Here is a 12,181-nt window from a genome sequence, read left to right as displayed (position 1 = left end):
GCCGGGATCGCCGCCGGCAGCGAGTTGCTCGGGGCCTGGGTGCTGCTGGCCGCCGGGGCTCGCGCGAGCCCACCCGCCCCCGGCGGTGTCCGATCGTCAGCGCTGGAGGGTCAGCAGACCCGGCCGGTACGGCAGGAGGCCGTAGTCGCCGCCGGAACTGGGGGAACGACCCTGGTAGAGCAGTTGCAGGTTGCACGCGTCGACGGTCATGGTCTGGTCGGCGCTGGTCCGCAGCAGCTCACCGTGGCTGATGTCGTTGGTCCAGGTGGCACCGCTGTTGGCCTTGCCTGCGAACGGGTTGCTCTCACTGGTGGCCTGCGGCGTCCACGTGCCACCCAGGCTGCTGGCGGTGAACGAGCGGAAGTAGCGCCCGTTCGCGCCGATCGCTTCGACGATCATGAGGTACTTGTTCAGGCCCTGGAGCTTGTAGACCTGGACGGCCTCGAAGAGGTTGTTCGTCGAGTCGGTCATGATCGTCGTGTAGTTGGAGCCGAAGCTGCCCGGGAAGTTCCCGATCGGCATGCTCGCCCGGTAGATCCGACCGTTGTCGCCGGCGAAGAACAGGTACATGTTCTGGTCGTCGCCGATGAGCGCCTGGTCGATCGGGCCGGTGTTGGAGTTGGAGATGCTGCCGGTGAACAGCGTCTGCGCCGCCGACCATCCGTTCGGGTTGGTCGGGTCACTCGAGGTCCGGTACGAGAAGGCCGTGCCGCCCCACTGGTAGGCCAGCACCCAGATGTTGCGCGGGGCGAAGTAGAACAGCGACGGCGCGACGGTCGCCGAGTTCATCGCGTTCTGGCTGGCCGAGCCCATCTGCGAGTAGTTGCTGAAGAGGCCGAAGTTCATCGAGCCCCAGGTGGTTCCGGTGTCGTGCGTGGTGGCGTAGACGAGCTGCTGACCGTTGTACGGCGCCACGGTGAAGTCCTTCAGCGACACCCAGCCCGACCTCGGCTGAGCGAGCGCACCCGTCGACGACCACCGGTACGACGAGGGCAGGTCGCACGCGCCGCCGGTCGGCGGTGGCGTGGTCGGCGTCGGGGTGGGCGTCTGGGTGCCACCGCCGAGGGCGGCGAGCCGAAACTGCTGGTTGGTCTGGCCGTGGCAGTCGTACAGCTGGATCTGGGCTCCGTTGCTGGTGCTCCAGACGTCCAGGCATCGCCCGGACTGGACATTGCTGATGGTGCCGTTGGAGTTGACGTTCCACTGTTGGTTGGTCTGGCTGTGGCAGCTGTAGATCTGCACCGCCGCGCCGTTGCCGGAGCCGGCGGCGTCGAGGCACATGGTGCCGTACACCTGCAGTTGTTTGCCCGAGGTGTAGGTCCAGGCCTGGTTGGTCTGCTTGTTGCAGTCGTAGAGCTGCACCCGGGTGCCGTTGGTGGTCGCCGCGTTGGGCACGTCGACGCACCGGCCGGACTGGGTGCCGACGATTTCGTTGGCCGAGCCGGGCGGGTTGGTGGGCGGGTCGGTGGGCGGGTCGGTCGGCGGGTTGGTGGGAGTGGCGCTGTTCAGCGCCTCCAGGGTGGCGTTGTAGGCGGCCTTCTTGTTGCCGTTGCACTCGAAGAGCAGCGGAGTGCCACCGGAGCGCCACGAGTCGCAGTCCCGCACGCCCCACACGGTGACCCCGTTGCAGCGGGCCACGGCCAGGCAGTCGTTGACCACGTTGCGGTAGGTGTTGGCCTGCGTCGTGCCGGAGCCTTCGATGTCCAGCTCGGTGACCTGCACGTCCACCCCGAGGGCGGCGAAGCTGGACAGCGTCGTGCGGTAGTTGCTGTTGTACGGCGAGTTGGCGTTGAAGTGCGACTGGAACCCGACGCAGTCGATCGGCACGCCCCGGGACTTGAAGTCGCGCACCATGTTGTAGACCGCCTGGGTCTTGGCCCAGGTCCAGTTGTCGGTGTTGTAGTCGTTGTAGCAGAGCTTCGCGTTCGGGTCCGCCGCGTCGGCGGCGCGGAACGCGGCCTCGATCCAGTCGTTGCCGGTGCGCTGCAGGTTCGAGTTACGACGGGCGCCGCTGTTGCCGTCCTCGAACGCCTCGTTGACGACATCCCACGAGTGGATCTTGCCCCGGTAGTAGGTGGCCACCCGGGTGACGTGGTTCAGCATCGCGCTGCGCAGCGCCGAGCCCTCCATGCCCTGCATCCAGCTCGGCTGCTGGGAGTGCCAGGCCAGGGTGTGGCCCCGGACCTTCCAACCCCGGGAGGTCGCATGGTTCACGATCCGGTCCGCGTTGCCGAAGGTGAAGTTGTTCTGCTGCGGCTCGGTCGCGTCGATCTTCATTTCGTTCTCGGGCGTGACGCTGTTGAACTCGCGGTTCAGGATCGTCGTGTAGGCACTGTCACCGAGCTTGTTCGCGGCGACGGCGGCGCCGAAGTAGCGGCCGGACTGGGCTGCGGCGGCGCCGAGGGTCGTCTCGGCGGCCTGGGCCAGATTGGGCAGCAGCGACACGATCAGGGTCAGAATTATCGCGGCGGTTCCGGAAAGAGTGAGCGTTCGCAGTCGGGTATGCCCGGTGAGACGGGTCCGGGAAGGCATGCTGATCCTCCGGTGGTGGGATAGGAAGAGCTCTGGCGCTGTTCGAGTGGGTGGCCCCGCCAGATGGCGGTGGTCACCGTGCTGAGTCCGCCCGAGCGGGCCGGCAGCGGCCTCAGGTGGTGGCCCGGATGCGGGTCGCTCGGGCTACTTGACCAGCGGGTGGAGCGTTGCGATGAGTGGGTCCGGTCGCCCGCCGGGACATGGTCGCGGGCGCTGGTACCGCAGGGTGGTGGATGTGGTCACCTGGCAGGTGGGTGGGCCTGACGGTTGCGTGAGGCGCCTCCTCCGCGGAAGGATCTTGTTAACGTTCACACCTGTCGATGGCTCCCAGGCTGGCAGAAAAATCCCTGGTTTTCAACCGGTAGTTTCGGACCTGTTACGGATCAGGGCGCCACGATTCGCGCGCCTTCCGGCGCACAAGATCGAACAATGCGTGACCGGTGGGTGGGTCAGCCGTGGATCAGCTGCCCGATCGGCTCAGTCCGACAGTGGTCGACGGCGGATGACCAACAGGGCAATGTCGTCGTTCGGGTGTTCCTCCGCCGTGGTGGCCATGATGTGGTCGCACAACGCCTCGGCCGGCCCGGGCCGCACGGCGTCGGCGAGACGCTCGATCCCGGTGTCGATCACCTCGCTGCGGCGCTCGACCAACCCGTCGGTGTAGAAGACCAGCGCCGCGCCCGGCGGTAGGTCCAGAACCGTGGTGCGGCGATTGCTCACCGGCCGGCCCACCCCGAGTGGCCGGTCCACCGACACGCTGACGGGCACGCTGGGCTGGTCGGGAACGGCCAGCAGTGGGGGAAGGTGGCCCGCCGAGGAGACGTGCACCCGCGTGCGGTCGGGAGAGATCAGGGCGTAGACGGCGGTGGTGAGAGTGCCCGCCTCGAAGTGGTGGATCTTGCGGTCGAGTGAGGTCAGTGCCTGGGCGGGGTCGTCGGAATCCAGAGCGTAGGCGCGTAGCGCGCTGCGGATGCGTCCCATCACGACGGCGGACGGCAGCCCGTGACCGGAGACGTCGCCGATGACGGCGCCCAGCCACCCCGATGGCAACGTGAACACGTCGTACCAGTCGCCACCGATGCCCAGGTCGTGGCCCGGAATGTAGCGGGCGGCCAGGTCCAGGCCGGGGACGTCGGGCAGTCGGCCCGGTAGCAGGCTGTGTTGCAGCGCCAGCGCCGCCTGCCGGTCGAGGACCTGTGCGCGGGCCTGACCGGCGAGGCTGGCCCGATCGGCGACGAGCTGCAACAGCTGCACGTCGTCCGGGCCGAACCGCCGCAGCGTCAGGGAGCCGACGTGCAGTACGCCGACGAGGTTGCCGTTGACGAGCATGGGCACGCCCAGCAGGACACGGATGCCCTTGACGAGCAGGATGGGATTGACCACGTCGTCCGGCCCGACGTCATAGATCATGACCGGTCCGCGGGTCGCCGCCACCCGACCGGCGAAGCCGCGTCCGACCCGGATGCGGAAACCGCGGCGTACCTCCTCCTCCAGGCCCTTGGCCGCTGTCGCGACGAGCTCACCGGTGTGGTCGTCAAGCAGCAGGATGGTGGCGGTGTCGACCTTGAGCAGGTCCCGGATCCGTTCGAGCAGCTCGTCGAGCAACTCGGCGATGTTCAGCCCTGAGAGGGCCGCGTCGGTGATCGCCTCGATACGACGCAGCCGCTCGTCATTCGTCACCAGCTCGGCATCGGCCACGCAGGAAGCCTAGACGCCGGCCCGCCGCCGTCGGCACGCCAGCAGCGAGATCGACACTGTCCGTCGCCCGACGGCGAGTACCCGCCTCTGTCTCCGACCTCACCGACCCGATCTGAGCGCGGCCGTGCGGACCTGACTAATGTCATGTGTGCCTGTGCGCCATGCATCGAAGGTCATGACTAAGCGCACTGGAGACCGCCCCGTCCTGTCGATGAGACTCGATGCAACGCCGGAACAACAGCCGGCCGAGTTCGAAGGGCGGCGAGACGGTGGACGAACGCTACGACAGCTACTGCGCCGCAGATCGGCTGTTCTACGACTCGCTCGGCAGCGCCGTCGCGCAGCCCGTCTTCCCGGCCGCCGACCGGCCGGTACCGGCCGGCTGGCGCCGTGAGCCGCTCGACGACTGGCTGATCTACGCGCCCGACGGCGGCTCGCTGCCCCAGCAGGGCTGGAAGATTCACGTGTCGGCAGGTCTGGCGAACGCCGAGCGGGTGCTGGACGCGGTCTGGAACTACTGCGTCCCCCGCGGCCTGTCCTTCAAGTTCCTGCGCGGGCCACGCACGCTGCTGCTGCGCAACTCCAAGTACGCCGCCCGGGCGGCCAGCGGCAAGTTCGTCACCGTCTACCCGCGCGACGACGCCGAGCTGGAACTGACCTGCAAGGAACTCGACGAACTGCTCACCGGCGAGCCCGGACCGTACATCCTCAGCGACCTGCGCTACGGTGCCGGCCCCGTCCACGTGCGCTACGGCGGCTTCGCCGCCCGCTACTGCCACTCTCCCGACGGCCAGGTGGTCCCGGCGATCGAGGACGACTCCGGCACGCTGGTGCCCGACCGCCGCGAACCGGTCTTCCACGTACCGTCCTGGATCACCCTGCCCGACTTCCTCGGCCCGCACCTGGCCGCCCGCAACGACACCAGCACCAACCAGGTGCCGTACCGGATCGAACGGGTGATCCACTTCTCGAACGGCGGTGGGCTGTACGTGGGCCGGGACCTGCGTACCGACACCGAGGTGGTCCTGAAGGAAGCTCGACCGCACGCCGGCCTGGACGCCGACGGCACCGACGCCGTCGCCCGGCTGGCCCGCGAGGCGCAGGCCCTGCGGCAACTCGCCGACCTGCCGCAGGTGCCGCAGGTGCACGACGAGTTCGTCCTCGGCGAACACCGGTTCCTCGCGCTCGAGTTCATCGACGGCAAACCGCTGAACAAGGTGCTTGTCGACAGGTACCCACTGATCGACGCCGACGCGACAGACGGCGACCGGGCGGCGTACGTCCGATGGGCCCGCCATGTCTACCAGCAGGTCGAAACCATCGTCGCGGCGATCCACGAGCGCGGCCTGGTCTACGGGGACCTGCACCTGTTCAACATCATGATCCGGCCGGACGACCAGGTTGCCCTCGTCGACTTCGAGGTGGCCGCCCCGATCGCCGGGCACCGCCGACCCGGGCTGCGCAACCAGGGCTTCGCGGCGCCGAGGGACCGCAGCGGCCCGGCGGTCGACAAGTACGCCCTGGCCTGCCTTCGGTTGGCGCTGTTCCTGCCGCTGACCCAGCTGGTCCGGCTCGCCCCCGCGAAGGTGACCCACCTGGCCGACATCATCGCCGCGAACTTCCCGGTGCCGAGGTCCTTCCTCGACCCGGCGGTCGAGGAGATCACCGGCGCCCCACCGGTCACCACCGACCCACGCATCGGCGCGGACGACTGGCCCACCATGCGTCACCAGCTGACGACGGCGATCGTGGCCAGCGCCACCCCCGAACGCGACGACCGGCTCTTCCCCGGCGACATCGAACAGTTCCGCAGTGGCGGCCTCAACCTCGCCCACGGAGCGGCCGGCGTGCTGTACGCGCTCGACAAGAGCGGCGCCGGGCGGTGGCCCGAACACGAGGACTGGCTGGTGCGGCGGGCGACAGCACCCCCGTCCGGCACCCGCTGCGGCTTCTACGACGGGCTGCACGGCGTCGCGTACGCACTCGCCCACCTTGGCCGCCGACAGGACGCACTGGACGTTCTCGACATCTGCCTGCGAGAACCACTGGACGGGCTCGACCACAGCCTGTCCGGCGGACTGTCCGGGATCGCGCTCAACCTGGCCGAGTTTGCCGGGCGTACCGGGGAGGCGTCGTTGCGCGACGCCGCGTGGCGGGCCGCCGAGCGGGTGATCGGCCAGCTGGCCGACGACCCGGGCCCGGACGTCAGCGGCGGACACCACCCGTACGCCGGGTTGCTGCGCGGCCGGACCGGACCGGCGCTGATGCTGCTGCGCCTCTACGAACTCAGCGGCGACGGCGAGCTGTTGGAGCACGCCGCCACGGCCCTGCGTCAGGACCTGCGCCGGTGTGTGCTGCGGCCGGACGGTGCGCTGGAGGTCAATGAGGGCTGGCGCACCATGCCCTACCTGGCGCACGGCAGCGTCGGCATCGGGCTGGTCCTCGACCAGTACCTGCGCCACCGGGCCGACGACCGGTTCGCCGAGGCGAGCGCGGGAATCCGCCGCGCGGCCCGCTCACCGTTCTACGCACAGTCCGGGCTCTTCGCCGGACGGGCCGGCATCATCGCCTACCTCGCCGCCTCGACCGACCACGCCGACCGCCGCGAACTCGACGCGCAGCTGGACCGGCTGAGCTGGCACGCGCTGCCGTACCGGGAGGGGACCGCGTTCCCCGGCGAGCAGTTGCTGCGGCTCTCCATGGACTTCGGCACCGGCACCGCCGGCGTGCTGTACGCGCTGGCCAGCGCGCGGCACGACCAACCGCCGGCGCTGCCTTTCCTCGCGCCCCTGCCGGGCGCGCAGAGACTCCCTCGCCACAGCGAGGGCGACCTGATCAGCGAACGGATGGAAGGGAGGTGAACGACATGGCGCTTCTGGACCTCCAGGGCCTGGAGATGGCTCCGGCCGACCGCACGGGTGGCGGTAGCCGGGCGAGCCTGCTGCTCTGCGGCGACAGCTCGCTCTCCGTCACGACCTGCAACTGATCCACACACACGGGGCCCTGGGTGGGTAGACGTGCCCACCCAGGGCAACCGCGTACCAACGGGAGGACCGATGCCGACGTTCGCCTCGGGGGACAGGCTGCTGCGGCAGACGGTCCTGGCGGGCGGCGGCTGGACCGCCGGACTCGCGGCGGTCGCGCTGCTCGGCGCGGCCGCCGAACTGTTGCTACCCGCGGCGCTCGGCCGCGCCGTCGACGCCGCCCTCGGCGGCGGTTCCGGCTGGTGGGCGGTGTCCGCCTGCGGCCTGGTCGTCGTCCTCATCGGCGTCGACACCCTGACGGACCTGACCAGCGGGTACGGTGCGGCCCGCGCCACCGCCGGACTGCGCCGGCGTCTGCTGCGTCACCTGTTCGCCCTGGACATCCGCGCCACCCGCCGGCACCCGGTGGGTGATCTCGTCGGCCGTCTGGTCGGCCAGGCCGCCGACGCGGGACAGGCCGGCAACGCCGTGGTCCTGGCCATCGTGGCGGTGCTTCCGCCGCTGGGCAGCGTCGTCGCGCTCGCCATCATGGAACCGGTCCTCGGGATCACCCTGCTCGCTGGCCTCGGCCTGCTCGCCGTCCTCATGCGCGCCTTCGTGGCTGACGCCTCGGCGGCGACCGCCGGGTACCAACGGGTTCTCGGCACCATCGCCGGACGGCTGCTGGAGTCGCTGACCGGCGCCCGGACCATCGCCGCCGCCGGCACCACCCACCGCGAGCAGGACCGGGTGCTGGCGGCCCTGCCGGAGCTGGACCGGCACGGCCGGCGTTCCTGGGAACTGCTGGCCCGGGCGAGCGCCCGCACCGCGGCCGTGGCGCCGCTGCTGAACCTGAGCGTCATCGCGGTCGGCGGGTACGCCCTGACCGCAGGCTGGCTCACGCCGGGTGAACTGGTCGCCGCCGTCCGGTACGCGGCCATGGGCGCCGGCCTCGGTGGCGTGCTCGCCACCCTGAACCACCTGGTCCGCAGCCGCGCCGGAGCACACCGGGTCGCCGAGCTGCTGGCACAGTCCGCCGCGCCCGCAGGAGATCGGCCCCTTCCACCCGGCGCGGGCGCCCTGCGACTGCGCGGGGTGGGCGTGCACGCCGACGACGGTCGGCCCATCCTGGACGGCATCGACCTGGACGTGCCGGCCGGAGCCACAGTGGCCGTCGTCGGCGCGTCCGGTGCCGGCAAGTCGACCCTGGCGGCCGTGGCCGGCCGGCTGCACGACCCCGACCGCGGTGAGGTGCGACTCGACGGTGTGCCGCTGCGCGACCTCGACACGGCGGCGTTGCGCCGTGCCGTCGGCTACGCCTTCGACCGGCCGGTGCTGATCGGCGCGACAGTCCACGACGCGATCGGCCTGGCGCTGCCGGTCGACGCGGCGACGCCGCCGGCCGATCGGAGCCCGGCCACACCGGCGGTGCTGCGGGCGGCCCGCACGGCGGCGGTCGCCGACGTGATCGACCGTCTGCCCGGCGGCTATCGCACCCCGCTGGTGGACACACCCCTCTCCGGGGGCGAGACCCAACGCCTCGGCCTGGCCCGCGCGTTCGCCGCCGAGCGGCTGCTCATCCTGGACGACGCGACGTCCAGCCTCGACACCGCTACCGAACACCGGATCACCACCGCGGTCCTCGGGCGGGGCGGGGAGCGTACCCGACTGGTGGTCACCCACCGCACCGCGGCCGCCGCGGCGGCCGACCTGGTCGCCTGGCTGGACGGCGGTCGGCTGCGCGGCCTGGCGCCGCACCGGCAACTCTGGGCCGACCCGGACTACCGGGCGGTCTTCCAGCCGGCCGGCGGCGGATCGTGAGCCGTTCCGGCGTACGCCGGGTGACCTGGCGGGCGCTGCGGGCCCGACGACGGGCGCTCGCCGGGCTCGGCGGCTGGTCGCTTGTCGAGTCGCTGCCCGCGCTGCTCGCCGGCTATCTGGTCGCCCGCGCCGTCGACGAGGGCTTCCTGGCCGGACGTCCGCTCAACGGCCTGGCCTGGTTGGGGGTCCTCGCGGTGGCCGTGCTGGTGGGCGCGGCGGCCACCGGTCGGACGTACCGGAGCCTCGGCGCCGTGGTCGAGCCGTTCCGTGACGAGGTGGCCGCCCAGGTGGTCCGGGGTGCGCTGGGCGACGCCACCCGGGCGGGTGGCCGCCCGGACAGCGCCGCCGTGACCCGGCTGACCCACCAGATGGAGATCGTCCGCGACACCTTCGCCGGTCTGCTGATGGTGACCCGTGGTTTCCTCTTCTCGGCGGGCGCCGCCCTGCTCGGCCTGCTCGCCCTGGCGCCCGTGGTGGCGGCGCTGGCCGCCGTGCCGCTGGTCGCCGGTCTGGGCGTGTTCCTCGCGGCGCTGCCGGCGATGGTCACCCACCAGCGTGCGTACGTCCGGGCCGGTGAGCAGCTCGGCCAGTCGGCGGCGACCGCGCTGGCCGGTCACCGCGACGTGCTGGCCTGCGGCGCCCAGACCCGCGTGACGGCCGAGGTGGCCCGCTGGGTGTCGGCGCAGGCCGCCACCGAACGCATGCTCGCCCGGATGGCGGCGATCCGCAGCCTCAGCCTCGGCATCGGCGGCTGGCTGCCCCTGCTGGTGCTGATGGTGGCCGCCCCGTGGCTGGTCGAGCGTGGTCTCACCGCCGGCGCGGTGCTGGGTGCGCTGATCTACGTCTCCACCGGGTTGCAACCCGCTCTGCACACACTGGTGCAGGGTCTCGGCGGCGGCGGGCTGCGCTACGTGGTCACACTGGAGAACATCCTGCGCACCTATCCGGTGTCCGACGACCAACGCCCGCCGGCCCCCGCCGACCGGACACCCCACCGCCGGCCGCCCACCGCCCCCGGCGGACGGTCACCAACCGTCGAGGTCCGGGGACTGACCTTCGCCTACGGTCCGCGCGCCCGACCCGTCCTGCGGAACTTCTCGCTGACACTGGCCGACCAGGACCATCTCGCCGTGGTGGGACCCAGCGGCGCCGGCAAGTCCACACTGGCCGCCCTGATGGCCGGTCTGGTGGCTCCGCAGGCGGGCACTGTCCACCTGGCCGGCGCGCCGGTCACCGCTGTCGATCCGGTCGGCCTCGCCCGGATGCGCGTGCTGGTACCCCAGGAGGCGTACGTGTTCACCGGCAGTCTCGCCGACAACCTCCGCTACCTGCGGCCGGACGCCGACGAGCACACGCTGGAGGTCGCCCTCGACGCGCTCGGCGCGCGTCCGCTGGCCGCTCGTCTGGGTGGCCTGAGCGCGCCGGTCACGCCGGCCCTGCTCTCCGCGGGCGAGCGGCAACTCATCGCGGCGGTCCGGGCCTGGCTGGCACCCGCCCCGCTGATGCTCCTCGACGAGGCGACCTGCCACCTGGATCCGGCGCTGGAAGCGACGGTCGAGGCCGCCTTCGCCCGGCGGCCCGGCAGCCTCGTGGTCATCGCACACCGGATCAGTTCCGCGCTGCGGGCTGATCGGGTGCTGGTCCTCGATGGCGACGAGCCCCTGCTGGGCACGCACGAACAGTTGATGGCCCGCTCGGCCACCTACCGGATGCTCGTCGGCTGCTGGGACGACCCGGTGGTGCCGTCCCGGGCGACGTCGGCGCGGCCGGGCTGAACCCCGCCCGTCAGCGCCGACGCGCTGGTCAGATCCACCCCGCCTCGCCCGCCATCCGCACGGCCTCCACCCGGGTACGGGCACCCACCTTGCGGGCGATCCGACCGAGATGGTTACGGACGGTGCCGCGGGTGAGCCCGAGCGACGCCGCCACCTCAGCGACCGGCGCTCCCGCGGCCGTCAGCCTCAGCACCTCCGTCTCGCGGCTGGTCAGTGGGCCGTCCGAGCGCAGCGCCGCGACGACGAGATCCGCGTCCAGCACGGGTTCCCGGCGGGCGAGCCGGCGGATGCCGTCGATGACCCGGTGCGGGGCGGCGTCGTTGCGCAGGATGCCGACCGCCCTGGTCGGGCAGAGCATGCCTCGCAGTCGCCGCGCCCGGTGCGGGTGAGCCAGCAACAGCAGGGGGCACCCACCGAGGCGGCCGGGATCGATTCCCTCGACGAAGTCGAGGTCGGCCACCACCACGTCGGGGCGTTGGGTGTGAACGGCAGCGGAGACCGCATCACCGCGATCCACCTCCGCCACGACGCGGATGTCCTCCTCGGCGGCGAGGACGAACGACAGCGCACCCAACACCAGGGCGCCGTCCAGGGCGAGCAGGGTACGGATCACGATGGACCTTCCTGCACTCCGGTAGTGATCACTCAACGTCAACATTCAAACACGGGTCCGGCGGGTCCGCACGGTGACGGGGCGGGTCCGGACTGTCTCCACCGGACCCGCCCCGACGGCTACAGCCAGCCGTTACGCCGCGCGCGCGACACCGCCTCCAACCGGTTGCGGGCGCCGGTCTTGCGCAGGATCACCGACAGGTGATTGCGCACCGTTCCGTGCGCCAGGTAGAGGCGGACGGCGATCTCCTTGAGGGGCAGGCCTTCGGCGGCCATCCGCAGCACGTCCATCTCCCGGGGCGTCAACGGCATCTCGGTGGGACTCAGCGCCGCCACCGCCGCGCTCGGATCGATCGCCCGCTCCCCGGCCGCGAGGGCGCGGATCGCCCGCACCAACTCGGCCAGCGAGCTGTCCTTGCCGACCAGACCCCGTGCGCCGGCCGCCAGCGCCGCCTCCACCAGGGCTGGGCTCCACCGAGGGCTCATCGCCAGCACGGCGGCCTCCGGCGCCTCGACGTCGATGCGGGCGACCACCTCCACCGGGTCGGGCAGCTCCGGCGTCAGCGCCAGCACCACCACCTGTGGCCGGCACCGCCGAACCACTGTCAACAGCTCGCCGACACCCTCGACGTCGGCGACCACCTCCATGTCCTCCTCTCGTGACAGCGCGGCGCAGAGCGCCCCGCGAAGCAGACCCATGTCCTCGGCGACAACAACGTGGATCACCACGTCTTCTCCGATCTCAGGTACGCGTCACGGCGGCCACCGATCCCGGAGCGT

8 protein-coding genes are annotated in these 12,181 nt (G+C 71.5%); 4 read left to right on the top strand and 4 right to left on the bottom strand.

Going from position 1 to position 12,181, the window contains the following annotated elements; genetic code table 11:
- Positions 1–96: 96 nt before the first annotated feature.
- Both AB0C03_RS25310 and AB0C03_RS25305 read right to left on the bottom strand, forming a co-directional pair.
- Complete coding sequence (locus tag AB0C03_RS25310) at positions 97–2,532, bottom strand: non-reducing end alpha-L-arabinofuranosidase family hydrolase (RefSeq protein ID WP_210864543.1); 2,436 nt, start codon at positions 2,530–2,532, stop codon at positions 97–99.
- 477 nt (positions 2,533–3,009) lie between these two features.
- A complete protein-coding gene (locus AB0C03_RS25305) occupies positions 3,010–4,230 on the bottom strand; it encodes a PP2C family protein-serine/threonine phosphatase (protein WP_030330818.1) in 1,221 nt (406 codons plus the stop codon).
- A gap of 221 nt (positions 4,231–4,451) precedes the next feature.
- Between AB0C03_RS25305 and lanKC the strand changes: the two genes are divergently transcribed.
- The 4 genes from lanKC (at position 4,452) to AB0C03_RS25285 (ending at position 10,789) form a co-directional block, all read left to right on the top strand.
- On the top strand, positions 4,452–7,091 hold the full coding sequence (gene lanKC / locus AB0C03_RS25300; protein WP_245233594.1) for a class III lanthionine synthetase LanKC: 2,640 nt from the start codon (positions 4,452–4,454) through the stop codon (positions 7,089–7,091).
- Between the two features lie 5 nt (positions 7,092–7,096).
- A complete protein-coding gene (locus AB0C03_RS25295) occupies positions 7,097–7,216 on the top strand; it encodes a SapB/AmfS family lanthipeptide (RefSeq protein ID WP_013734295.1) in 120 nt (39 codons plus the stop codon).
- 70 nt (positions 7,217–7,286) lie between these two features.
- Positions 7,287–9,014: an ABC transporter ATP-binding protein gene (locus AB0C03_RS25290; protein WP_030330813.1), complete on the top strand. Its 1,728-nt coding sequence runs from the start codon at positions 7,287–7,289 to the stop codon at positions 9,012–9,014.
- Positions 9,011–10,789 carry an ATP-binding cassette domain-containing protein gene (locus AB0C03_RS25285; RefSeq protein WP_030330812.1) on the top strand — a complete coding sequence of 593 codons (1,779 nt, stop codon included), beginning with the start codon at positions 9,011–9,013 and terminating at the stop codon, positions 10,787–10,789. The genes AB0C03_RS25290 and AB0C03_RS25285 overlap by 4 nt, the downstream gene beginning before the upstream one ends.
- A 28-nt stretch (positions 10,790–10,817) precedes the next feature.
- On the opposite strand, the gene AB0C03_RS25280 is transcribed toward AB0C03_RS25285, so the two are convergent.
- Complete coding sequence (locus tag AB0C03_RS25280; RefSeq protein ID WP_030330810.1) at positions 10,818–11,402, bottom strand: response regulator transcription factor; 585 nt, start codon at positions 11,400–11,402, stop codon at positions 10,818–10,820.
- 119 nt (positions 11,403–11,521) lie between these two features.
- Complete coding sequence (locus tag AB0C03_RS25275) at positions 11,522–12,127, bottom strand: response regulator transcription factor (RefSeq protein WP_030330808.1); 606 nt, start codon at positions 12,125–12,127, stop codon at positions 11,522–11,524.
- Between the last annotated feature and the right edge of the window lie 54 nt (positions 12,128–12,181).

Origin of the sequence: Micromonospora parva (assembly GCF_040649675.1) — a bacterium.
In the GTDB taxonomy this organism is placed as follows: Bacteria; Actinomycetota; Actinomycetes; order Mycobacteriales; family Micromonosporaceae; genus Micromonospora; species Micromonospora parva.
The sequence above is the reverse complement of the archived record's forward strand: the minus strand, read 5'-3'. Positions and strand labels throughout refer to the sequence as shown.

Coding starts and splice junctions, on each gene's coding strand:
- AB0C03_RS25310 (WP_210864543.1), bottom strand. CDS start 2,532: ATGCCTTCCCGGACCCGTCTCACCGGGCATACCCGACTGCGAACGCTC.
- lanKC (WP_245233594.1), top strand. CDS start 4,452: ATGCAACGCCGGAACAACAGCCGGCCGAGTTCGAAGGGCGGCGAGACG.
- AB0C03_RS25295 (WP_013734295.1), top strand. CDS start 7,097: ATGGCGCTTCTGGACCTCCAGGGCCTGGAGATGGCTCCGGCCGACCGC.
- AB0C03_RS25290 (WP_030330813.1), top strand. CDS start 7,287: ATGCCGACGTTCGCCTCGGGGGACAGGCTGCTGCGGCAGACGGTCCTG.